The organism is Pelodictyon luteolum DSM 273, assembly GCF_000012485.1.
Classification (GTDB): Bacteria; Bacteroidota; Chlorobiia; order Chlorobiales; family Chlorobiaceae; genus Chlorobium; species Chlorobium luteolum.
Genome location: NC_007512.1, coordinates 2,072,501 through 2,094,399, shown reverse-complemented (window position 1 = coordinate 2,094,399; position 21,899 = coordinate 2,072,501). Strand labels below are relative to the sequence as shown.

The window sequence follows — 21,899 nt, the reverse complement described above, 5'->3', positions numbered from 1 at the left end:
TTAGGGTTTGCCCTCGGTCAGTCATCCTCTCCACATCGGGGCTTTGTTTCTTCGTCCTCGCAGACAAGCCCCGGAGGGCGGGTACGGTCGATATAGCGCATGACGGTATCGGATTTCATCCATCCCCCTTTCTGCATGATCTCGGTAAGGGTTGCGCCGCTATTGAGCATGTCCTGGGCGGCCCCTACCCGCATGGAGTGGCTGCTGATGCGGCCGACGATGGCGGCATCCAGACCGGCCGCTTCGGCCAGCCGTTTATAGATCGCCGAGATCTCTTCGGTGCGGAGTGGTGTTTTGATTTCGCCTTTCCGGTCGATGGTGCGGAGAATGAACCCCTCCGTAAGGCCTGCGGCCTCAATCCACGCCTTCAGGGTACAAGCGGTTTCGGGGTTGAGGTGGATCCAGTGGCCGACGCCGTACTGGTCCGTCTTGCTTTTGCGGAGCAGCAGGACTGCGCCGTCCTCCGTGTACTCAAGATCCTCTATCCTGAGTCCTACAAGTTCCTGACGGCGGCGCAGGCTGTCGTACGCCAGAAGAAGCAGGGCCCGGTCGCAGAGGGTGTGTATGCCTCTGTCTCCGGCAGCCTGCATCATCCCTTCCAGCATGGGACGGGTGATGCCGTATGCCTGCCGGGCCTGACGGCCGAGCTTGCGGTAGACTTTCCGCATGGCGATGCGCGTATATGAGGCTCTGGTGGGATCGTCGTGGTCGCCGAGCCGGTGGAAGACGCTGATGGCTTCGACTTTCTTCTGGATGGTGCGGCTTTTCATGCCGCTTTCCGAAAGGCTCCCGATAAAGTCCGCGACCGTCATCGGCGAGGCGGGAAGGGCCGCCAGGCGGTGTTCTTCACAGTAGCGGATGAACGACTCCATGCCGGAGTGGTAGCCGACGAGGGTGCCGGGAGCGTACGCCCCTTCCATCTGCTCAAGCGTCGACTGGAACCGCCGGCGTGCAAGAGTGTCCCGGTATCCGGGGCATGAACACTTCTCCCCGTTGTCTGCTTCGTCCCCAATGTCTTCCTCTCCGCCCGCTGCCGTCCTGTATGGCGAGCCCTCTTCGCAGATCATGCCAGGCTGGCGGGTCCGTTCCAGATAGCGCAGGAGGGTGTCGGTTTTATCCCAGCCGCCTTTCTGCATGATCTGGGCGAATGTCGCTCCGCTGCGGAGCAGGTCCTGGGCGCCGCCGATGCGGAGGGAGTTGCTGCTGATTGATTGCACCATCTCCGCGTCGAACCCGGCGGCACGGGCAAGGCGGTTGACGATGCGGCCTATCTGGCGAGCGCCGAGCTCCGCGCTTATCTCTCCCTTGTTCGTAACGCCGCGGATGATGTAGCCCTCCTCGATTCCGGCAGCATCCAGCCATGCTTTCAGGGCAAGGGTGGCCTCGTTTCCGAGTCGGATCCAGTGGCCGGTAGAGAGGCGGTCGTCTTTGTTTTTACGGAGCTGCACGATGGCGAAGTCCTCATGATAGGCGATGTCTTCCGTGCGGAGGCTGGTGAGCTCCTGACGGCGTCGCAGGCTGTCATAGGCGATGAGGAGCAGGGCGCGGTCGCGTTTCGAGCGAAGGTCGCCCTCCGGCTCCGGAAGCATCGCTTCAAGCATGGGGCGGGTGATGGGCCGGGCTTCTGTGAACCGCCGCCCGAGTTTTCGGTAGACTTTCCGCAGGGCGATCTTCACCGCCTCACTCTTCGTCGGGTCTTCAAGGTCGCTGAGCTGGTGGATGATGCTGATCGAGCAGGATTTTCTTCTGATGGAGCTGCTCTTGATGCCGATGTCGGTGACACTCTCCAGAAACCGGGCGATGGTTGAGGGCTCGGCCGGAAGGGCAGGGAGGCCGTGCAGGTCACAGTACCCGATGAACTCCTCCATATCGGCACGGTATGCCCGGATGGTATTGGGTGCATAGGCCCCGTCGAGCCGTTCGATCAGCTCCAGGAACCGTTGGCGTGTCTCGTCGCTTTTCTGCATGCAGGCGCGTTTTTTTCTCTGGAAGTACGGTGTTCGTAGGGGCAATATAGGTATTTGTTGGATATCGGTGCCTTGTTGCAGTCGGGTCTCGCATTGTCGACCATGCTCGCTGCCGGCGTGGTCGCTATAGCGCTCTATGACGACTGGCTGGCATACTCCGTAAAAAAACCAGGGAATACCGGAAGGTACTGAAGTTGGGACGCACTGATTCCGTGCGGGATATGTTTTATGCGGAGGTGCTCGATATCATTGCCGCTTATGAGTGCGGTTTTTTCTGACGAGCTGCAGAAAGCGCATAAGGAATCCTGCCACGGACCATCCATAGCGTCAGGAAAGCCTCTTGATACTTCCGCCACCGTCGGCAAGAACGGCTGCGCACATAAACAACATGTATTGCGGATATTGATATTTTTTGGTGGTTTCGTTCCTTTATGGGTAACGAATAGACCAAAAAATATCATGTAATGGCCAAAACTCTCGGGCCCCGGGTTGCTCAACTTCTCACCGGATTGCATGAACGGCAGCGGCCTACATTCACATTGGGTGATGTAGCCGCTATCACCGGCCTTAGCGCTTCAGCTTCACGAAGTCTGGTGCACAAAGCACAGCAGCGGGGCGTTGTGACGCGACTCAAGCCCGGGCTCTTCTGCCTGGTGCCCTTTGAGCTCGGCCGGGCAACCGAACATGTCGACAGTCCATACATCATTGCGCGCGAGCTGGCCGGTGAGGCTCCCTACTTCATCTCGCATGGCAGTGCGATGGAGTTGCATCGCATGGTGACACAGCCGAGCCTTACCATCACCGTTTCCTGTACGCGGCGCCTTCGTGTCAAAGCGGTCGGTGGCTATGATTTCCGATTTGTGCAGTTGCGTCCAGAACAGTTCTTCGGTGTCATGAAGTATTGGGTCGACAAGGAACGATTCGTCATCGTGAGCGATAGGGAACGCACCATTGTTGACTGCCTCCGCCGCCCCGATTTCTCGGGCGGTATCACCGAAGTGGCCAAGGCCATGTGGATGCGCAGGGAGGCAATCAACAGCAGCCAGCTTGTACAGTACGCTCTTCAGCTGGATGTCGGGGCGGTTGTCCGCCGGCTCGGTTACCTGCTTGAATACTACGGAATGGCTGAAGAGGATGTGTTGCAGCCTTTGCGTGAGAGCCTCACCGATACCTATCAGCGCCTTGATCCGCTGCTTCCTCAAGAGGGATCTTCGTTGGCGCGATGGAGGCTGCAGTTGAATGTGAGTGAGGAAGAGCTTGACATGGTGAGGAGCAGCTGATGATCCCGCAACGCAACATCTCCCTCGTAGCAAACGGACTTATGCGCACTGGAGGGCGGCGCATTCTTGAGAGTGTCATCGAGCGGGACTATGTCCTTGCCTGGCTCCTCAATGGCGGAGTAAATGAGGGGGTAAAACCCACCCTGCCCGAGTGGTTCCGTGCATGGCCAGACCCGGCTTCCGATCTATCCGATGTGATTCTCTGCCCAGTATACTCTGGGACTAAAAAATCGCATTATTTGCGTTTTTATTGTATCTTGGTGTATGTAAGTGGTCGATGAATACGTACACCAGGTTTTTGTCCGATGATGGTACAGGCTTCTCTATCAGCCGTTCCGAAGGGAAAGAAGGCTTTGCTGGCCAGATTGGTTGCGGCAGGCGGTGATGTTATTGCCATCGATGACGCCGTCGCTGTTCTGGGGATGTCGCGAAAGGCCGCGGTGCAGCAGTTGTCGCGATGGAGGGAGCAGGGCTGGCTTAGCCGGGTGGGTCCCGGCCGGTATGTTCCGGTGCCGCTGGAGTCGCTCGGCAAGGCGCAGGTTCTTGACGATCCATGGGTTCTTGTTCCCGAACTGTTCGCTCCGGCCTATATCGGTGGTCGGACTGCCGCCGAGCATTGGGACCTGACCGAGCAGATTTTCACCGACATTGTCGTGCTGAGCGCAAGGCGGGTCGGCAGGAAAGAGCTGAGTGCTCATGGAGCCCGGTTTTTGCTGACGCATGTTCCTGAAGGCCACCTGTTCGGACTGCGACCGGTCTGGCGGCACCGTACCCGCGTCATGGTCTCTGATGTGCCGCGTACCATTGTCGATATGCTCGCCCTGCCGGAGATTGGCGGCGGGGTGCAGCATGTCGCAGATTGTCTGCAGTCCTATCTCGCTCATCCGGACCGTGATGACGGAGCCTTGCTGGAGTACGCCCTGCGCCTGGGCAACGGAGCTGTTTTCAAACGGCTCGGATTCCTGCTTGAGGGCAACCCTCTTGCCGGCCAGTTGCCGCGTGAAGCCCATCTGCGCATGACGCAGGGTCTCGCTAGGCTCGACCCGGGAGCGCCCTGTCCCAAGGTCGTCAGCCGCTGGCGCCTCCGTGTTCCGGAGCACTGGCTGAAGAGGGGCGAGCGATGATCGGACGTGCGGAACTCCTTGATATGGCCTCACGCGTATCGCTCTCGCCTCATGTTGTCGAGAAGGACTATGTTCTTGGCTGGGTGCTTGCCGGACTTGCCAGTCAGGAAGAGGTTGCGGATTCCTGGGTGTTCAAAGGGGGGACCTGCCTGAAGAAATGCCTGTTCGAGACCTATCGGTTTTCAGAGGATCTCGATTTCACGCTGCTTGATCCGGCGCATCTTGATGAAGGCTTTCTTCGGAAAATCCTGGCCTCACTCGGGCGCTGGATCTATGATGAGACCGGTATCGAATTTCCTGAGGCCATGCAGTCTATCGAGCTGTACAGGAATCCACGAGGCAAACTTGTCTGCCAGGGAAAACTCTCCTATCGGGGCCCGATTTCTCCGACCGGGAAAAACCTTCCACGCATCAAGATTGACTTGAGTGCAGACGAGTGCGTGGTCGAGGAGCCTCAGCGGATGCCGGTTCTGCATCCATACAGCGATATGCCTCGAGAGGGTATCCGTGTGCTGGCATACTCCTATGCCGAGGTTTTCGGTGAAAAAGTCCGGGCGCTGGGGGATCGGACCCGGCCGCGCGACCTCTATGACGTCATCCATCTCTATCGACAGCATGCCCCGCATGTGCGTCGAAATCGACTACCGGGCCCTGAACGGGACCCTCAGCCGGCGGCTGGTCGAACCCTATTCGCTGCGGCGCAGCAGGGCGGGCAAGGTGCTCCTGCATGTCCATGACATAGAGAAGGATGCGCACCGCGTCTTGCGGGTTGAAGGCATGGTGTCGGCGCGTGTGAGCGGGCTATTGTTCGCACCCCGTTTTCAGATAGAGCTTTGAGATGCACTGCTGTTGGGGTTTATGGTGGTATGAGTCACAACTGACACAAAAAAAGGAGTTGGTGTTTCAGGACGTCGTTGGTAACGAAACCGCTTTCGTTACCGGAAAGGTGACCACGATATGGTTTGACGCTCTACGACGATCGGCTGAAAATCGCCTGGCTGCTTCGCGAGGCGAGCCTGCCGCAGACGGTGACCAGGGTTGATGCAGGTAGCGTGATGGTGACTTTTGCCTTTCCAGACCGGCATGAGGGAGTAAATGGTGGAGTAAATGAGCTGCTGACCGCTATCAGTCAGCACCCCGGCATCATTGCCAAAACGCTGGCAGCGGTTCTCGGGATCAGCATCAGGACCGCGACCAGAAGGCTCGGTAAACTCAGGGCTGTGGGATTGATCGAGTTTCGCGGTGCACCGAAAACCGGCGGGTTCCATGTCCTCTCGAGAGCTTCTCTGTCCGTTGAACGCGGCTGTTCTTTCCCTGAAAATACATCTCTCTCGGCTGTTTGGGAGAGCATCCTGCTCTCTGGTGTCTTATAGTACACGCTGTCCGAAGAGCGGTATAAATTGATGAGTTGAGGGGGCAATCATGAACCCTTTTGCATAATGCCGGCATATGTGAACGAATATTTCCTTCAATACGGTTTGTTTCAGTACATATCGTAACCTAAAGAAAAGACTATTGTAGCTATGATTATCCGCAATATTGAAGAGGATTTGAAAATCCGTCTTGCAGTCCGCGCCAGCCAGCATGGCCGTAGCCTTGAGGAGGAAGTATACCAGATATTGCGCAGTGCGGTCACTGAAACTTCACCAAAACGCCAAATGCTTGGCTCTAGGATTGCTGCCCGTTTTGCAGGTGTTGGTTTGCAGGGACCACTTCCGGAACTGCACGGTCAGACAATTGAGCCAATGGGCTTTGTTGAATGATCATTCTTGACACCAATGTGCTTTCGGCTTTGATGCAGCAGCAGCCCGACCCGAAGGTTGTGAAATGGGTGGACAGTCAGCCCTCTGAATCAATCTGGCTCTCTAGCATTACCCTGTTTGAAGCCCGATATGGTTTGGCTCTCTTACCATCGGGCCAGCGAAAAAGCTTGCTGGAAAATCGATTTGAAGAGCTATTGAGTGATGAAATGCAGCACCGCATCCTTCTCTTTGATGCCGATGCTGCTAAAGCGGCAGCCCTGTTGGCGGCTGAACGAAAAGAAGCCGGTCGGCCTATAGATATGCGTGATACCTTTATTGCAGGCATTGCTTTGGCCAATAGTGCTACGATTGCTACACGAAATATCCGCCACTTCAGCGACTTGAGTGTCGCAGTAGTCAACCCGTGGGAGTGTTGATCTCCTTCAATTGGATCTTTCATTTCGGTCAGACTGCCTCGAAAAGCTCCTGCAGCCGCATGAGTCGAAGTCCTGGAACCCGCTCATTGCCACCGCCTTTTACCGTCGGGGCCTCATTGAGGCCTGGGGGAGGGGGATCCTGAAAATCGCTCAGCTGCTCCGGGAAGCGAGCCTGCCGCAGACGGTGACCAGGGTTGATGCAGGTAGCGTGAGGATGATGTTGAACGATCATTCTTGACACCAGTGTGCTTTCGGCTTTGAAGGTAGCAATGGAGGGGTCTTCTGGCTGTTCCTCGCCTAAAACAAAACACCTATCTGTACTCTTTCAGCATACTTACTACCATTGGATTTCCTATATTACACTTCACCCGGCCAGGGAGGGGAAGTGACCCGCTCTGCTCAGCCGGATGCCATACTCCCACTCCCTGCCGTGAAGAGAGCGTTCATAAGGGCAACCCACCATCCACTGTGACTGAATGCGGCGAAGCCGTGATGCAATGTCAGGAACAGCCGTAGTTGATGTACGAATAGCCGGAGTCCGTCCCCGTATGCCGCATCATTCAAGCCGAATGTGTCGCTTGAGGAACTCGATATGGTTCGGAAGGGTTGATTCTTCCAATTACTTGGCCTGCTTTCCTGGATACAGGATGAAGGGTCTCGAGGTCAATGTGGTACTTTTTGCGGAACGCATAACAGAAGATCATCAATCAATTAAAGCAAGCATGAATACGCTCAGGGCAGTTGAGCTCAAGCGGCGTGGCATGATAGCTATAGAAGAAAAGCTTGCAGCAGGACCCGTGCATATTTTACAACGCAATCGACCGGCTGTTGTTGTTCTCTCGGAAGCAGAATATCTGTGCCTTACAGGAAGAAAAGAGCAAGCCGAGCAACCCAGTGCTGCACAGTGGGTTCTGAACTATACCCCTGAAGGGCATCGGTCCAAAGAGGATATCGACCGGCAGATTCAGGAGGAGCGGAACTCCTGGGAAGAGGCATGATCGTTTTTCTCGACAGCAATGTGCTCATCTATCTCATTGAAGGGGACGGCCACCTTGCTGCAAAAGTGAAACAGGCAATCATCTCTGAGTTTGAGGCCTGTTCTGATGCCGTTCTTGCCCTTCAGCGCTTTGACGATTCTTGAATGTCGTGTGCTCCCTCTACGTCGAAACGATAACCTTTTGCTTCGACGCTATGATGATTTTTTTCAAGCGGCAGGCTTGCTGCAGGTAGAGCTTACCCGTCCAGTTCTGGAACGTGCCGCCAAGATTCGGGCACATTCCAGATTGAAGACCCCCGATGCACTTCAAGCAGCCTGTTGCCTTTCGCTCGAGGGTCCTCATGTCTTTCTTTGCGGAGGATGGCGGGTTCAAGAGTCTCGGGGAACTCAATGTCGTTAGACCTGTTTCGGGCAGTTTTACCTCATAAGGCGTAAGGAACCACTGTAGTTGATGTACGAACAGCCGTAGTCCGTTCTTGAGGTAGTGAACAGCCTAAGTCAGCCCCAGTATCTAGCATCACTTGAACTGAATCTGTCGGAGCAGGAGCTCGACATGACAAGGATTGGGTGATAATTGCCCCTGTTGAAAGAAAAACCGGAGGAGTGTTGTGTTTGATCTCTTGAGATTGAAGCATTTCAAGGCATGGCGCCAGAGCATCAGTATAGAGCTGAAGCCGCTTACCGTTTTTCTTGGTACCAACTCCTCTGGCAAATCGTCGATTTTCCAGGCTCTGCTCCTGCTCAAGCAGACTGTGGTTTCGCCGGACAGGACAGTCCATCTTAACCTCGGCGGCAATGAGGTGAGCGATTATTTCAATTTCGGCCATTTCGATGATGTGATGAGCCGTAATGCTTCGTCGAACCGATTCGATATTGGTTTCGAGTTTCATAAAAACGGCAATGTTGACAGGCAAGAGAGTCCTGCCGCATGGGTGCAGAATGGTGCATTCAGCGCAAGCTACGGGAAAACCTCCCTGAAAGCTGCGGTGGTGCAGGAGATGAGCATTTCGGGAGAGGATGTTTTATTCCGTCTGGTGCGTCGAGATCGTGGTGCCTATTCGGCGTTTGTTGGACAGGAGCCGCAGCCGAGGGGGAAAAGCCGACTCTATGCGCCCCAACGTTCCATAGCGCTTTCTCCCGAAGCTGTTTCACTTCTGGGTGTTGATGGGAAGAAAGCCGAGGACATCAGCCTTGCCATTCGTCGCCAGATTGAATCGATTACCTATCTGGGACCTTTACGTCGAAAGCCCGAGCGCGACTATGTCTGGAACGGTACCATGCCGGGCGATATCGGTATCGATGGCAGCCGGGTTGTCGATGTGCTGCTATCCAGTGCTCTGGCTCCCGCAAAGGATGAGGGGAAGGGAGCTATTATCGAAAGCGTGTCCCACTGGCTGAACAGGATGGGAGTCGCCGATAGTATCGAAGTCCGCCAGCTTGGCCGCTCAACCCGCTACGAGATTGTTGTCCATAGGGACGGCGTCGATGCAAATCTCCGCGATGTTGGCATCGGTGTATCGCAGGTCCTGCCAGTGGTGACTCTGGCATTCTTTGTTCCTAAGGGATCGACCATCATCCTTGAAGAGCCGGAGATCCATCTGCACCCGCTTGCGCAGGCAGTGCTATCAGAGCTCTTTGTCGAAGTCAGCCAGCAACGGCAGATCCAGTTTCTTGTTGAAACCCATTCCGAGCATCTGTTCAGGCGCCTGCAGACCATGGTGGCTCGGCAAGTTGCCAGAGAGAATGATTGCCGGCTCTATTTCGTGGAAAGAAAAGGAGCTGATGCCGAACTGGTGCACCTTGAGCTAGATGGTTATGGGCGTATCGGCCACTGACCCGAACACTTTTTTGGGGATGCTCTCGGTGATGCCCGTGAGCAGGCGCGTCTGCTTTTTGAACGGCAAAAGCAAGAGCGTTCTGTGCAATGAAAGCCCGCTATGTAATCGACACCAACGTCTTTATTGCAGCAAGTTCTTTGAATCTTTCCTCATTGACGGCTGTGTGCGCGATGCCCGACGATCCAGCCTTACGTCAGCGGGTATGGCAGTGGCTCGAAGACTTCAGGCGTTCTTCATCAAGGATGGTCATCGACAGTACCTGGATGATTGAGGAGGAGTATCGCCGCCATCTTTGCCATGGGGATTTCGGCATGCTGGTCTATCTGGAGAAACTTGATACCGCATGCTGTGATATGGTTGATATCTCCTGTGATAGTGATGGATACGCCATACTTGACGAAGAGCTGCAGCGGGTCGTGCATGACCGTGCGGACAGGAAAATGGTTGCTGTCGCACTTGAAGCTTATGCCCTCACAAGTTCTTGTGCCATCGCATTTGCCGCTGACAGCGACTGGCACGGCTGGCAGGATACGCTTGAGGCGAGGGGTGTAGAGTTGGAGGCAGTGATTGAAGTGTGGAGTCGGGCCAAATACGAAGATAAGAAAGCAAAGAAAGAGCGGAAGCAACGATGAACACCTTTTTCCGTTTTCCCCATACGCCGCATCTGATATGGCTGGGGGAGGGAAAGCCGCGCGACGACAAGGTGCTCTCTGAGGACGAATCGCAAGCGATGCTTGATGGCCCGGTTGTTGTCGAAGAGAAGCTTGATGGTGCTAACATCGGTTTTTCCCATGGCCCGGAAGGGATACGGGTCCAGAACCGGGGCAGCTATCTGCATCGCCCCTTCCGGGGACAGTTTACACGCCTCGATGCATGGATGGCCCTGCATCAGGAAGGGTTCAGGGTACTTCCCCCGCACTGCATGCTCTTCGGCGAGTGGTGTGCCGCGTGCCACAGTCTCGAGTACAGCCGCCTGTCCGACTGGTTCAATGCGTTTGATATCTACGATCTCGAACATCAGGCGTTTATGAGCACGGCCCGCCGCGACGAACTCTGCCATCGGATGGGTATCGAAACGGTTCCTCAGCTTGTTGAGGGAAACTTTACCATAGCGGAGCTGAAGGGCATGCTTGCCAAAGCCGAAAGCGCCTGCCGTCCGGGGGGCCCCGAAGGGCTCGTCATCAGGAAGGAACGGAACGGGTGGCTTGAGCTTCGTGCCAAACTGGTGCAGCCCGGGTTCCTGCAGTCGATCGGAGAGCACTGGCGTCGGCGGGAAATCCGGTGGAACCGTCTCGGGGTTCAGCCGAACAGGGGTGACTTTGAGCGTACGACGCAACGAGAGCATTGCTCTTGACGTAGTGAACAGTTCTAATGGGAAACGGGTACACAATCGCGTGGTATACTGAATGATGCCGAGAAATCTTCCTTCACTTGAGTTAAGAATATCCGGCCCACACGATGAGCCGATGGTTGATGCTGAAGTTCTATCGGCAGCTCTTCAGGGATTTCAAAGGGCTGTCTTTGTTTTGGCGATGGATGCCCGGAATGAGCAGTCGGTTTCTTCAGGCTACATTCCCAAAGCCATACAGAAGATGTTCCCGGTGCGGTGCTGGATTCCAACGGCCGGTAGCTATCAACTGCCAATGACCGTTGGCAGCTATACTGAGGCTGGTTCTATCGAGGAGGTAACGCCAGTTATTGAGACATTGCATGATTGTCTGCGTGGTCTGCATGATTCTGAAGACCAGCCTTTTTTGAAGGTACGAAACCCTCATTATCGTCTACGGTTACTTAATGCATTCCAGACACTTGTTCCGAAGGCAGGACAGCCATGGAAGCTTGCAATCAGTGGCCCGGGTCAGCCGGTTGTATCGTTGTCAGGCGTTGATGTGGGAAAGATCAATACAATTCGTGAGAGGCTTCGTCATCAGGAAAGGGTAAGCCAAACGATTACCGGTTATCTTCAGGCAATGGAATTTGCAGGCCGACGGATTACCATACTGTATCCAGAGAATAATCGAGAACTTGAATGCGTTTACGATGTTGATTGGGAGCCTGAGTTGTTAGCTGCAAGAAGAGGGTTGGTACAAGTTACGGGCACTGTTTCTGTTGATGCTGGCGATTTGCCTGTTCGAATCCATGATGTGGAGTCAATCGAGCCTTTGGATATGTCTGATTTTGAAGTATCGGAAGTTGAGTACCCGGGAGGAAAACTCTCGATCGACCCTCCCTTAGTGCTTTCCCCGGAGCTGACGGAAAGCTCGCAGTATCTTATGCTGCTTGACGAACAGTGGAATATAGAGGTCATTGCCGCCACCCGAGAGCAGCTTCTTTCGGAATTGCAGGAGCAAGTGGTTGCAAATTGGATTGAGTACGGAAAGGAAGATGATGCGATGCTGACCGAAGGCGCACGAAACGTAAAACGCTTGATGCGGGATCGCATAAAGGAGTGACTGGTAAGCATGGCGGTTCGTGAAAAAAGGCAGATTGAAGGGGCGCTGGAACGGAAAGGGTTTACATGCCGCGTTACCGATCATAAGTATTACTACTATTATTCGCTGGCCGGAAAGAAAACCCTGGTAAAAACCAAGGTGAGTTTGGGGGGCAAACCTAAAACGATTGGCGGAGATCTGCTCAGTTTTATGGCCAGGCAGTGCAAATTGACGACTCCCGAATTTCTTGAACTGGTGGACTGCACTATGGATCAGAAAATATATGAACGTGTTTTGTTTGATCGTGGCTTAAGTCTTGAGTGAATTAGTCCGTAGTTGACGTAAAGAGCAGCCGGGGTCCGTCCGTCCCTGTATGCAGCATCGCCTAAGCCCCATCGGACCCCGTAGGCAGCATCACCATAGTTCCAGCGGACCCCGGCTGTTACTTACGTAAGGGGAACAGCCTAAGTCCGTCCGTCCCCGTATGCAGCATCACGAAAGCTTCACCGGACCCCGGCTGTTCGGACCCCGGCTGTTCGGACCCCGGCTGTTCGGACCCCGGCTGTTCGGACCCCGGCTGTTCGGACCCCGGCTGTTCGGACCCCGGCTGTTCATACGTCAGTCTGTGCATTAGCGGACTTAAGGATGGTCTTATGCGTATAATATATTTCTTTTTCGAACGATTGTAATCACGAGACCATAAGAATGACATTCGCCGATGTACTTGGCGTGACAGATCGTCTGAGGAAAAGCAGTTTTGTAAAAAATGTTGCCGTTGTGGCAGGTGGAACAGCTGGGGCCCAGGCATTGGGGATGCTGTTCGCTCCTTTCATTACGCGTTTGTACGGGCCGGAAGCGTATGGAGTACTTGGGGTGTTTATGGCTTTTACGGGTATTTTAGTACCAGTCGGTGCACTGATGTATCCGATTGCCATTGTACTTCCTAAAGATGACGCTGATGCGCGTGGAATTGGTCAACTGTCAGTTCTGATTGCGCTGGTGATTTCCTTTATCATCGGAATTGTTCTGATTCTCGCTGATGATCTGCTTCTGCCCCTTGTTGGCGGTGGTGAGGCAATCCGTGATTATCTGCTCCTTGTTCCAGTAGCTGTGTTTTTTGGAGCAGTGTTGCAGGTGTATAGTCAGTGGGTGATAAGAAAAAAACAGTTCAAGCTGACCGCGAGGGCAAATATTCTTCAGACGCTGTTCTTGAATTCGGCGACAGTTGGAGTTGGGCTCTATAAACCCATAGCAGGGGTTCTGATTGCAAGAGCCATTTTGAGTAGCCTTGTGTACAGTACATTGCTGGGACTAGGAATCCGTGGAGCAGGAGGAGAGAAGAGATTTGCTGTATTTCAGTTTGATATAGCTCATCTAAAAGCGCTTGCTCGGCAGTATTATGATTTCCCCCTCTACCGCGCCCCACAGGTTTTTATTAATGCCTTTTCGCAGTCGCTTCCGGTTCTCATGCTTGCATCGTTTTTCAGCCCCGCTGCAGCTGGGTTCTATGCGCTTGGGAAATCAGTGCTAGGCTTGCCTTCGCAATTGATAGGCAGCTCTGTAACAGATGTATTGTATCCAAGGCTTGTAGAAGCAAAAAATAATGCTGAGGATTTATCGGAATTATTGATACGGGCAACAAAGGGAATGATAAGTGTCGGCTTAATCCCTTTTGGGACTGTTGTGTTGGCTGGCCCTTGGATATTTGGAGTTGTTTTTGGCGATAAATGGGTTGTTGCAGGGGCGTATGCGCAGTGGTTATCGTTGATGAGTTATTTTTTTTTTATTGCACGGCCAGCTGTGATTGCAATACCTATTCTTCATATGCAGGGCATGTTATTGGCGTTTGAAGTTCTCAGTATTCTATTAAGAGTCTTAGGCCTTGCGTGGGGGTATTACTTTTATTCTAGCGATTTGTATGCTGTTGTGGGCTTTTCGGTTGCAGGGGTTATGATATATATCATGTTAATTGCTATGGTTTATTTGAAGTCTTTAAAGTTATTTACAGAGCGATGAATAAGCAAGTTGATGCTGCACATTATGATTGGTCTAAGTATGTGCATAAAAAAAGGTGGCTTTCAATATGGCATCAACTTGATGAAGTACTAGCACATAACCCCGAAACAGTATTGGAGTTGGGCCCAGGGCCGGGGGTGTTTAAGGCGTTGGCCGAAACATTTGGGGTTAATATCAAAACACTTGATATTGATCCGGAGCTCAATCCTGACTACATCGGTTCTGTTCTTGCTATGCCGTTTGAGGATGAATCGTATTCAGTTGTCTGCGCATTTCAAATGCTTGAGCACTTGCCTTACGAATCGAGCCTTATAGCCTTTTCGGAGATGGTTCGAGTTGCAAGGAACAATGTTGTTATAAGCTTGCCGGACGCATCACCTGTATATAGATTATGGTTTCATGTCCCTAGGTGGGGCGAGTTTACTTATCACATCCCGTATTTCTGGCGCTCCCCTCAGCCGCATGTTTTTGATGGTGAGCATTACTGGGAGATTAATAAGAAAGATTACGCGTTGAGTCGCATTCTTGAAGACTTCTCAGTAATAGTGGGCTCAAAATTTTCTATCGAGAAAACATATCGAGTCCAAGAAAACCCATATCATAGGTTTTTTGTCTTTTCTCGTCAGCCTAGGGTTTAATGCCCTGATTCAGCCCTCATGTACACCCTCTCCCGCATTTCCATTTCCAACTTCCGGTCCTGCCAGCAGGTTGACTTTGCATTAGCTGCGTTTACTCCTTTTGTGGGGTATAACAATGCTGGGAAGAGCAATTTGCTGGCGGCTATTCGGTGGTTCATCGCTCCTTTTGCTCTTGAAGCAGCTGATTTCAATCAGCTCAGTCTGCCTGTTGTTGTTGAAGGAGAGATAAACGGGATTACTGCAAGTCTTCTTGATAGGCTGGATGTAAAGCATCGTAGCCGGATTGAACCACTCTTGATGGATGGTGGCTTACTGCGCTTCCGTCGTGAACTGTCGTCTCCTGGTGCTGCAAGTACGGCAGTGCTTTCTATATGGAATGTTTCAGCTGGGGACAGCGGGGAATGGGTTATCAATCCTACCGGTATTGCTGCAGCGCTGAAGGCGCTGTTTCCTGAGCCAGTCGTTATTGGTGCGATGGAGGATGCTGCTGAGGATTCGAGCAAGGTGAAGTCGAGCAATACGATCGGTAAACTGCTTGCAGAGTTTTCGGTTGCGCTTGAAGATGCTCACTCCGGTCAGCTGGCAACGGTTCTTGCTGATTTGCGTTCGAGTTTCAATGCTAATGGGGGTAGTCGTTCTGTTACGCTGCAGCGATTTGATGAAGAGGCTACCTCAGTCCTTCGTGATTATTTCCCCGGTGTGGCGTTGCACCTTGAAATCCCAGTGCCTGAAATGGGTGCGTTGCTTAAGGGTGCCACCGTTAAGGTCAGTGAGGCTGGTGGTGAGGCTCGTGATTTTTCATGTCTCGGTCATGGTGCGCAGCGAAGCATTCAGATGTCCATGATCCAGTATCTGGCTGAAGTCCGTGAGAGGGCAGTGGGTTCAGGGTCTGAGCCTGGTCAACGGTTGTTGATTATCGACGAACCGGAACTGTTCCTCCATCCGCAGGCAATCGAACAGGTTCGCGAGGCGTTGAAAAGGTTGTCACGCAATGGGTGTCAGGTGCTGTTTACCACGCATTCACCGCTCATGATTGATCGTGAGTCGGTACCCAATACCAGGTTGGTTCGCAAGGGATCCTCTACTACTGTTGCCTCAACCCTTGAGACTGTGTTGCAGCGTTATGTCAATGATGATGGCAGTCGTCTGCAGACATTGCTCGATTTGAAGAACGCCAAGGAGTGGTTGTTTGCGGATCGTGCGCTGCTTGTAGAGGGGATTACGGAAACCCGTGTGTTGCCAGTCTTGGTTCAGGCCGTGACCGGTAAAAGCCTCGGTTCCAGAAGTGTTGCTTTGGTGCAGGTGGATGGCGGTGCAGCTGTTTCAGATTGCATGAATGTGCTGGGTGCTATGGGCATGACCTGTTTTGCGATTGCTGACCTTGACTATGTGCTCGACAAGGCGCCTTCCTCCGGAATGATTGCAAAGGATGATCCTTTGCTGTTGCGTATGCTTGAAGAGTTCAGGCAACTGGCTGAGCAGGATGAACGGGTGCGTCTTGATAACGGCAGACCATGTCGGGATAAGGAGCGGAAGGATAGTCTGAAACCTTCAGCAGCGGTAACGCTCTGGGCAACAACGGTTGGACGAGATACGGCGGACGCAATGCGGGGCGCGCTGCGTTCACAAGAAGTATGGCTGTGGCCATCTGGAGATATTGAACACCATCTTGGACTGCCTGGCAAGAAGGGACCGGCGCAGGCGAAATTCGTGAACGATATTGAAGATCGCGGTTGGCGTGCAGTGGTTTCGGATATAGAGGCCGTTGAAGAACTTGCTTCGTGGTTGGAGGCGGTTTGTGCGTGATAATCGCATGATCTGTTGCGAGAGTGTATGAGTATGAAGATCTGGCTGATACGCAGGGTAAACATCTTTTCTTTCCTGGCCTCGTCGCTGATTCTTTTTGCGGGTATCGGATGGGTTTATTCACTGCTGGAATTTCCCAATGCGGTTAGGGTTGAGGAGATGGCATTGCCTGCCGGTATTCTTGTCGCATTGGCCGGGCAGTTGTTTTTTCTGGCGAAAGAACTTCGGGATAGAGACGAGCGTCGGTCTCGGTTTTATCTGGAGTCCTGTGTGCTTGGGTATGAAGAGGCAAAGGACTTGTTGCAGGATGGAAATAATAGCAGGCGAGTCTGGATAGCGGCTGCTCGTGCTTTGGTTCATGCTAAAGAGCTTGCTTGTCAGGTGACTGATAAAACCCATTGCCGGGTGCTGGAGCTCTACAGGTTGAAATATAGAGGGGTATTTCACACGGCTATAGCGGATCGTCCCGCATCGTTTTACTATGGTGTTCATGACGAGGCTTTATCAGTGGATGAAGCTGCGGCACAATCAACTGTACCTGAGGTTATTGGAGGGATGTCTTATTCTTCCTTTGATCGTGACCTTGCGGAATCTTCAATACGGGAGATTTGGGAAGCAGCACAGTGGCCCGAGAAGTATACGGATCCTTTGAGAGATTTTTCCGAGGAGGAGCAAGGGAGCCTTCTGGTTCTTTATCCTGGTCTGTATGAATTTCTCAAGCATAAGGCGCAATGGCATTCTGCCGGAGGGAAGCTGTATCCGAGGAGTTGATTGTTTGTTGTTGATGCCGCCCGGTGGAAGTGTAAAGGCCCGGTTCGAGCTGACGGGCTATGGCACTATAGAATTGAATTCTCTGAGCATTTAACAATCGGGGTAATATTGAGTGTGAAACTATATGTAGCTGGCCATCGCGGCATGGTAGGGGGCGCCATTGTCCGCCATCTGCTTGCCTTAGGCGTTCCTTCGTCTTCCATCATTACGCGAACGCATGCTGAGCTCGACTTGACCAACCAGGCGGCCGTTCAAGATTTTTTCTCTACCGAAAAACCTGATCAAGTCTACCTTGCCGCCGCGAAAGTCGGCGGCATCCATGCCAACAACACCTACCCGGCCGAGTTCATCTACCAGAACCTGATGGTCGAGTGCAATGTGATTGATGCCGCATACCGGAACGGGGTGGAGAAGCTCCTCTTCCTCGGCTCCAGCTGCATCTACCCGAAACAGGCACCGCAGCCCATGCGGGAGAATGCACTCCTCACCGGAGTGCTTGAGCCGACGAACGAACCCTACGCCATAGCTAAAATCGCCGGCATCAAGCTCTGTGAGAGCTATAACCGGCAGTACGGCACTGATTACCGTAGCGTGATGCCGACGAACCTTTACGGCCCCGGTGACAATTACCACCCCGAGAACAGCCACGTCATCCCCGCACTCATCCGGCGGTTCCATGAGGCAACGGTTGGTAATGCTCCCACTGTCACCATATGGGGGAGCGGCACACCGAGGAGGGAGTTCCTCTATGTCGATGACATGGCAGCAGCATCAGTGCATGTCATGAACCTCGATAAAGCGGTGTACGAAGAGCACACTTCACCCATGCTCAGCCACATCAATGTCGGCTATGGTGAGGATCTTACCATCAGGGAACTGGCAGAGGCTGTGGTCGTTACGACCGGGTTCAAAGGCGAGATAGCATTCGACGCCACCAAGCCGGATGGTACCCCACGAAAACTTATGGACAGCACCAGACTCAATAAGCTTGGTTGGAGGGCAAAGACAACCCTTCATGAAGGCCTGAACCTAGCGTATCAGGACTTTCTCCAGCATCACGCAGAATAATTACGAAGGTATATGAAGAAAGCACTCATCACCGGCATTACCGGCCAGGACGGCTCCTACCTTGCGGAACTCCTCCTTGAAAAAGGTTACGAGGTCCACGGCATCAAACGCCGCTCCTCATCGCTCAACACCGAGCGGATAGACCACCTCTACCAGGACCCGCACAGCAACCACCGGAACCTGTTCCTCCATTACGGTGACCTCTCCGACAGCAGCAACCTTACCCGACTCATAGCAGAAATCAAACCCGATGAGGTCTACAACCTCGCCGCACAGAGCCATGTAGCGGTCAGTTTCGAATCCCCGGAGTACACCGCTGATGTCGATGCGCTTGGAACGCTCCGTCTGCTTGAAGCCATACGGTTCCTCGGTATGGAGAAAACCTGCCGGTTCTATCAGGCAAGCACCAGTGAACTCTACGGCCTCGTGCAGGAGATCCCCCAGCGGGAAACCACTCCGTTCTACCCCCGTAGCCCCTACGCTGTAGCAAAACTATACGCCTACTGGATTACCGTCAACTACCGTGAAGCATACGGCATGTACGCCTGCAACGGGATCCTCTTCAACCATGAATCCCCAAGAAGGGGTGAGACCTTCGTCACAAGAAAAATTACCCGAGCCCTCGCCAACATCAGCCAGGGGCTGGAAGAGTGCCTCTACATGGGTAATCTCGATGCCAAAAGAGACTGGGGGCATGCAAAGGACTATGTGCGGATGCAGTGGATGATGCTCCAGCAGGAGGAGCCGAAAGACTATGTGATAGCAACAGGGGTGCAGTACAGCGTGCGGGAGTTTATCGAGAAGGCCTCAGCAAAGCTCGGTGTCTCCATCCGCTGGGAAGGGGAGGGGAAAGAAGAGGTTGGTATCGTTGAGGCGGTGAGCATGACAGAATCCACACTCCGCACCGGATCAACGATTGTGCGTATTGATCCCCGGTACTTCCGTCCTGCTGAAGTTGAGACCTTGCTCGGTGATCCGGGTAAAGCAAAAGCTGATCTCGGGTGGATACCGCAGATCGCGCTTGACGAGATGATCGCCGAGATGGTGGCGCATGACCTTGATCAGGCGAGGCGGCATGCGTTATTGCGGCGTAGCGGGTATGCGGTTTCTGTCAGCAGGGAGGCATAGGGGAATGGGGCAGCAGAGCGCGCGTGGAATGGGAGTCACTGGGTGAAGGTATTGCATCTTGTCGCTGGGGAACTGACCGGTGGAGCTGCCCGTGGTGCATACTGGCTGCATCGGGGCTTGAGAGAAATCGGAGTCGATTCCCATGTGCTTACTAATGGTCGGGAGACCTATGGCGACCCCTCCGTTACCTCCTTGTGCAAGTCAGGAGCTGATAAAGTCCGCATTGCGCTGTCAAATCGCATGGCGAATCTTCCTATTCACCTCTATCGTAAACGCCAGGGACTGATTTACAATACTGGTGTCAATGGTATCGATATCACCAGGCATCCGCTATACGAAAGTGCTGATATCATCCACCTGCACTGGATCAATGGGTTGGTGAGCATGCATTCGCTGAGGAAGGTCAAGAAGCCCTTGATCTGGACGATGCGCGACATGTGGCCGATGACGGGGGGCTGCCATTATGCCATGGAGTGTGACCGATACAAGACAGGATGCGGAAAATGTCCTCAACTTGGTAGCACTCATGAGTGGGATCTTTCTGCATTGGTAGTGCAGTACAAGAGAAAATGTCTTCCTGCAAACATCAAGTTCGTAGGAATCAGCGAATGGCTGAGTTCATGTGCGGCACAGTCCAGCGTGTTTCGAGGCCATGATGTCAGGACAATCAGCAACAACATCGATACCAGTCAGTTTGCTCCTGTCGAGAAGGGGGCGGCTAGGCGTTTACTGGGGTTGGATACCGGGAAGAAGATTGTGCTGGTAGGTGCAAATAATATCAGTGGTTTTTACAAAGGCTTTGGCCTGTTTTGTGAAGCACTGCGTTATGTAAATACGGGTGATCTTCACCTGCTGGTATTTGGTCGCTCTGAAAAGAAGGTATTGGACGAACTCTGTATTGAGTTCACGGAACTAGGTCGGTTGACCGATACGGTTGCTCTTCGTCTGGCATATTCAGCGGCGGATGTCTTTGTGGCGCCCTCCCGAATGGATGCCTTTGGCAAGACCTTGGTAGAGTCCATGTCATGCGGTACCCCGGTTGTCTGTTTCGATGCTACTGGCCCCAAGGATATCGTGCAACATAACATTACCGGGTACAAAGCTGCGGCTTTTGATCCCGTTGATCTTGCCACTGGCATCAGATGGGTGCTAGATCGTTCATCAGATGGGTATCGGGAGCTATGTGATGCATCTCGAAGCAGGGCTATTGAGCAGTTTGACTCAATTGTGAGTGCGCGACAGTATCAGAATTTGTATCAAAGTCTTTGAAGTGGGTTTGAGTCAGCTTGCCCAGCGCATTATTTCTATCAAGCAGTGTCCCCTGAGATGATCAGCTTCGGCGATATCGTGCAAGTTGTTGCAACGCTCATTGCGGCGTTTGCCGGTGCATGGTTTGCCTTCATCTACCAAAATCGCCAGAAAGCGAGCGCAGAGCGTCAGGAGCACATTGCTGCCGGCAACCGGGCGCTTGCGACCCTTCTCCAGCAGGCCAATACCCTGAAGCTTTACCAAGTTGACATGATTGAGCCCTTTCGTGACGATCCGGGACGTCACATTGACATCCGGCCAACGCTTCAGTATCGGGAAGAAGCATTGACTTTTGATGTCAAATCACTCAATTTTCTCCTTACTCCCAAATATGCTGAAGTTGTGTTTGATCTTATCATCGAAGAGGAGCGGTACCGGGAGGCCCTTAAGGCGATCAATGAACGCTCCCGTCATCATTTTGAGGTTGTTCAACAGAAGCTATTCCGCTACGGCATCAAGGACGGTGTCTCATACTCTGACCGGAATTTTCGGGATGCACTTGGAGAACTGGATTATAAACTTGTGAAACGGCATACTGATGCGGTGGTGCTACATGTCGACAGAACAGTCGAATCACTCGTCGTAGCAAAGGATCGGCTACTAAAAACGCTTCTCGAGATATACCCAAACGAGAAGTATATCAATTTTGAATCCCTGCAGAATCCACCGGGCTCAATATTCAAACAGGGTGCCGCATAGCACCTTACCCCCGCCCCCAATTCCGATGCCCTTAAAATACCGCCCCGACATTGACGGCCTGCGTGCCATAGCCGTGCTTGCCGTCCTCTTTTTCCATACTGGCGTTCCCGGGTTTTCCGGCGGGTTCGTTGGAGTCGACATCTTTTTCGTCATTTCCGGATTTCTCATCACCTCGATTATCCTGAAGGATATCAAAGAAGAGAAGTTCTCCATCGCACGCTTCTATGAACGGCGCATCAGAAGGATTTTTCCGGCACTGTTCCCTGTCATTGCCTTTACGCTCGTTGTCGGAGCATTTATTTTTGACGCAACAGCGTTCAAAGAGTTGGGGCAGAGTATCACCGCAACCACCATCTTCTCATCCAATATCCTCTTTTGGCTTAAGGCCGGGTACTTTGACACGGCATCACTGCAGAAACCGTTGCTTCATACATGGTCTCTTGCCGTCGAAGAGCAGTTCTATATCTTCTTTCCACTTGCTCTGGTCTTTATCAATCGGTTCTTGAATGGCCGATATCTTCGCTGGATTATCGTTGCCAGCACGCTGTCGCTCGTGGCAAGCATATATGGGGTGTATCACTATCCTTCTCCAACATTCTATCTTGTGCATACCCGTGCATGGGAACTCTTGTTAGGCTCGATACTTGC

At 53.0% G+C, this 21,899-nt stretch carries 25 protein-coding genes (1 of these 25 cut by a window edge); 24 read left to right on the top strand and 1 reads right to left on the bottom strand.

Going from position 1 to position 21,899, the window contains the following annotated elements:
• Positions 1-17 precede the first annotated feature (17 nt).
• A complete protein-coding gene (locus tag PLUT_RS09715; protein ID WP_011358601.1) occupies positions 18-1,967 on the bottom strand; it encodes a tyrosine-type recombinase/integrase in 1,950 nt (649 codons plus the stop codon).
• 464 nt (positions 1,968-2,431) lie between these two features.
• Here PLUT_RS09715 and PLUT_RS09710 point away from each other — a divergent pair, with 464 nt between their 5' ends.
• The 24 genes from PLUT_RS09710 to PLUT_RS09600 all read left to right on the top strand — a co-directional run.
• A complete protein-coding gene (locus PLUT_RS09710; protein ID WP_011358600.1) occupies positions 2,432-3,247 on the top strand; it encodes a type IV toxin-antitoxin system AbiEi family antitoxin domain-containing protein in 816 nt (271 codons plus the stop codon).
• A 305-nt stretch (positions 3,248-3,552) separates the two neighbouring features.
• Positions 3,553-4,371 (top strand): type IV toxin-antitoxin system AbiEi family antitoxin domain-containing protein, encoded by an 819-nt coding sequence (locus PLUT_RS09705; protein WP_011358598.1) that lies wholly within the window; start codon positions 3,553-3,555, stop codon positions 4,369-4,371.
• The gene (locus tag PLUT_RS09700) at positions 4,368-5,108 is read left to right on the top strand and encodes a nucleotidyl transferase AbiEii/AbiGii toxin family protein (RefSeq protein WP_011358597.1); all 741 of its coding nucleotides are present in this window, start codon (positions 4,368-4,370) and stop codon (positions 5,106-5,108) included. Before PLUT_RS09705 ends, PLUT_RS09700 begins: the two co-directional genes overlap by 4 nt.
• 225 nt (positions 5,109-5,333) lie before the next feature.
• A complete protein-coding gene (locus tag PLUT_RS09695; RefSeq protein WP_011358596.1) occupies positions 5,334-5,744 on the top strand; it encodes a helix-turn-helix domain-containing protein in 411 nt (136 codons plus the stop codon).
• Between the two features lie 150 nt (positions 5,745-5,894).
• Positions 5,895-6,134: a FitA-like ribbon-helix-helix domain-containing protein gene (locus tag PLUT_RS09690; RefSeq protein WP_011358595.1), complete on the top strand. Its 240-nt coding sequence runs from the start codon at positions 5,895-5,897 to the stop codon at positions 6,132-6,134.
• Positions 6,131-6,550: a type II toxin-antitoxin system VapC family toxin gene (locus PLUT_RS09685; RefSeq protein WP_011358594.1), complete on the top strand. Its 420-nt coding sequence runs from the start codon at positions 6,131-6,133 to the stop codon at positions 6,548-6,550. The genes PLUT_RS09690 and PLUT_RS09685 overlap by 4 nt, the downstream gene beginning before the upstream one ends.
• 10 nt (positions 6,551-6,560) lie before the next feature.
• Complete coding sequence (locus PLUT_RS09680; protein ID WP_041463921.1) at positions 6,561-6,788, top strand: ATP-binding protein; 228 nt, start codon at positions 6,561-6,563, stop codon at positions 6,786-6,788.
• A gap of 409 nt (positions 6,789-7,197) precedes the next feature.
• On the top strand, positions 7,198-7,548 hold the full coding sequence (locus PLUT_RS09675) for a hypothetical protein (protein WP_049752395.1): 351 nt from the start codon (positions 7,198-7,200) through the stop codon (positions 7,546-7,548).
• Complete coding sequence (locus tag PLUT_RS11795; RefSeq protein WP_011358592.1) at positions 7,545-7,691, top strand: hypothetical protein; 147 nt, start codon at positions 7,545-7,547, stop codon at positions 7,689-7,691. Before PLUT_RS09675 ends, PLUT_RS11795 begins: the two co-directional genes overlap by 4 nt.
• Entirely contained in the window at positions 7,654-7,947 is a 294-nt protein-coding gene (locus tag PLUT_RS12210) for a type II toxin-antitoxin system VapC family toxin (RefSeq protein ID WP_420825875.1), read from the top strand. The genes PLUT_RS11795 and PLUT_RS12210 overlap by 38 nt, the downstream gene beginning before the upstream one ends.
• Before the next feature lie 208 nt (positions 7,948-8,155).
• Entirely contained in the window at positions 8,156-9,382 is a 1,227-nt protein-coding gene (locus PLUT_RS09665) for an AAA family ATPase (RefSeq protein ID WP_011358591.1), read from the top strand.
• Between the two features lie 89 nt (positions 9,383-9,471).
• Positions 9,472-10,017, top strand: a complete 546-nt coding sequence (locus PLUT_RS09660; RefSeq protein ID WP_011358590.1) for a hypothetical protein — start codon at positions 9,472-9,474, stop codon at positions 10,015-10,017.
• Positions 10,014-10,739 carry an RNA ligase family protein gene (locus PLUT_RS09655; protein ID WP_011358589.1) on the top strand — a complete coding sequence of 242 codons (726 nt, stop codon included), beginning with the start codon at positions 10,014-10,016 and terminating at the stop codon, positions 10,737-10,739. Before PLUT_RS09660 ends, PLUT_RS09655 begins: the two co-directional genes overlap by 4 nt.
• A 52-nt stretch (positions 10,740-10,791) precedes the next feature.
• Entirely contained in the window at positions 10,792-11,838 is a 1,047-nt protein-coding gene (locus PLUT_RS09650; RefSeq protein WP_011358588.1) for a hypothetical protein, read from the top strand.
• A 9-nt stretch (positions 11,839-11,847) separates the two neighbouring features.
• A complete protein-coding gene (locus tag PLUT_RS09645; RefSeq protein WP_011358587.1) occupies positions 11,848-12,141 on the top strand; it encodes a hypothetical protein in 294 nt (97 codons plus the stop codon).
• Positions 12,142-12,522: 381 nt separating this feature from the next.
• Entirely contained in the window at positions 12,523-13,833 is a 1,311-nt protein-coding gene (locus PLUT_RS09640; RefSeq protein ID WP_011358586.1) for an oligosaccharide flippase family protein, read from the top strand.
• Positions 13,830-14,471 (top strand): class I SAM-dependent methyltransferase, encoded by a 642-nt coding sequence (locus PLUT_RS09635; RefSeq protein WP_011358585.1) that lies wholly within the window; start codon positions 13,830-13,832, stop codon positions 14,469-14,471. Before PLUT_RS09640 ends, PLUT_RS09635 begins: the two co-directional genes overlap by 4 nt.
• Before the next feature lie 18 nt (positions 14,472-14,489).
• A complete protein-coding gene (locus PLUT_RS09630; protein WP_011358584.1) occupies positions 14,490-16,277 on the top strand; it encodes an ATP-dependent nuclease in 1,788 nt (595 codons plus the stop codon).
• 33 nt (positions 16,278-16,310) lie between these two features.
• The gene (locus PLUT_RS09625) at positions 16,311-17,048 is read left to right on the top strand and encodes a hypothetical protein (RefSeq protein ID WP_157858185.1); all 738 of its coding nucleotides are present in this window, start codon (positions 16,311-16,313) and stop codon (positions 17,046-17,048) included.
• Positions 17,049-17,156: 108 nt separating this feature from the next.
• Positions 17,157-18,116, top strand: a complete 960-nt coding sequence (gene fcl, locus PLUT_RS09620; protein ID WP_011358582.1) for a GDP-L-fucose synthase — start codon at positions 17,157-17,159, stop codon at positions 18,114-18,116.
• 12 nt (positions 18,117-18,128) lie between these two features.
• The gene (gmd, locus tag PLUT_RS09615; RefSeq protein ID WP_011358581.1) at positions 18,129-19,244 is read left to right on the top strand and encodes a GDP-mannose 4,6-dehydratase; all 1,116 of its coding nucleotides are present in this window, start codon (positions 18,129-18,131) and stop codon (positions 19,242-19,244) included.
• Positions 19,245-19,286: 42 nt separating this feature from the next.
• Positions 19,287-20,513, top strand: a complete 1,227-nt coding sequence (locus PLUT_RS09610; protein ID WP_041463917.1) for a glycosyltransferase family 4 protein — start codon at positions 19,287-19,289, stop codon at positions 20,511-20,513.
• 57 nt (positions 20,514-20,570) lie between these two features.
• Positions 20,571-21,251 carry a hypothetical protein gene (locus tag PLUT_RS09605; RefSeq protein ID WP_011358579.1) on the top strand — a complete coding sequence of 227 codons (681 nt, stop codon included), beginning with the start codon at positions 20,571-20,573 and terminating at the stop codon, positions 21,249-21,251.
• A gap of 25 nt (positions 21,252-21,276) precedes the next feature.
• A protein-coding gene (locus tag PLUT_RS09600) for an acyltransferase family protein (protein WP_041463916.1) crosses the window boundary here: on the top strand, positions 21,277-21,899 show its 5' portion. It continues 319 nt past the right edge of the window; only the first 623 of its 942 coding nucleotides appear in the window; it begins with the start codon at positions 21,277-21,279; its stop codon lies beyond the right edge, outside the window.

Coding starts and splice junctions, on each gene's coding strand:
- PLUT_RS09660 (WP_011358590.1), top strand. CDS start 9,472: ATGAAAGCCCGCTATGTAATCGACACCAACGTCTTTATTGCAGCAAGT.
- PLUT_RS09645 (WP_011358587.1), top strand. CDS start 11,848: ATGGCGGTTCGTGAAAAAAGGCAGATTGAAGGGGCGCTGGAACGGAAA.
- PLUT_RS09635 (WP_011358585.1), top strand. CDS start 13,830: ATGAATAAGCAAGTTGATGCTGCACATTATGATTGGTCTAAGTATGTG.
- PLUT_RS09690 (WP_011358595.1), top strand. CDS start 5,895: ATGATTATCCGCAATATTGAAGAGGATTTGAAAATCCGTCTTGCAGTC.
- PLUT_RS11795 (WP_011358592.1), top strand. CDS start 7,545: ATGATCGTTTTTCTCGACAGCAATGTGCTCATCTATCTCATTGAAGGG.
- PLUT_RS09605 (WP_011358579.1), top strand. CDS start 20,571: ATGATCAGCTTCGGCGATATCGTGCAAGTTGTTGCAACGCTCATTGCG.
- gmd (WP_011358581.1), top strand. CDS start 18,129: ATGAAGAAAGCACTCATCACCGGCATTACCGGCCAGGACGGCTCCTAC.
- PLUT_RS09655 (WP_011358589.1), top strand. CDS start 10,014: ATGAACACCTTTTTCCGTTTTCCCCATACGCCGCATCTGATATGGCTG.
- PLUT_RS09640 (WP_011358586.1), top strand. CDS start 12,523: ATGACATTCGCCGATGTACTTGGCGTGACAGATCGTCTGAGGAAAAGC.
- PLUT_RS09715 (WP_011358601.1), bottom strand. CDS start 1,967: ATGCAGAAAAGCGACGAGACACGCCAACGGTTCCTGGAGCTGATCGAA.
- PLUT_RS09625 (WP_157858185.1), top strand. CDS start 16,311: ATGAAGATCTGGCTGATACGCAGGGTAAACATCTTTTCTTTCCTGGCC.
- PLUT_RS09685 (WP_011358594.1), top strand. CDS start 6,131: ATGATCATTCTTGACACCAATGTGCTTTCGGCTTTGATGCAGCAGCAG.
- PLUT_RS09630 (WP_011358584.1), top strand. CDS start 14,490: ATGTACACCCTCTCCCGCATTTCCATTTCCAACTTCCGGTCCTGCCAG.
- PLUT_RS09675 (WP_049752395.1), top strand. CDS start 7,198: ATGAAGGGTCTCGAGGTCAATGTGGTACTTTTTGCGGAACGCATAACA.
- PLUT_RS09700 (WP_011358597.1), top strand. CDS start 4,368: ATGATCGGACGTGCGGAACTCCTTGATATGGCCTCACGCGTATCGCTC.
- PLUT_RS12210 (WP_420825875.1), top strand. CDS start 7,654: ATGCCGTTCTTGCCCTTCAGCGCTTTGACGATTCTTGAATGTCGTGTG.
- PLUT_RS09710 (WP_011358600.1), top strand. CDS start 2,432: ATGGCCAAAACTCTCGGGCCCCGGGTTGCTCAACTTCTCACCGGATTG.
- PLUT_RS09650 (WP_011358588.1), top strand. CDS start 10,792: ATGATGCCGAGAAATCTTCCTTCACTTGAGTTAAGAATATCCGGCCCA.
- PLUT_RS09705 (WP_011358598.1), top strand. CDS start 3,553: ATGATGGTACAGGCTTCTCTATCAGCCGTTCCGAAGGGAAAGAAGGCT.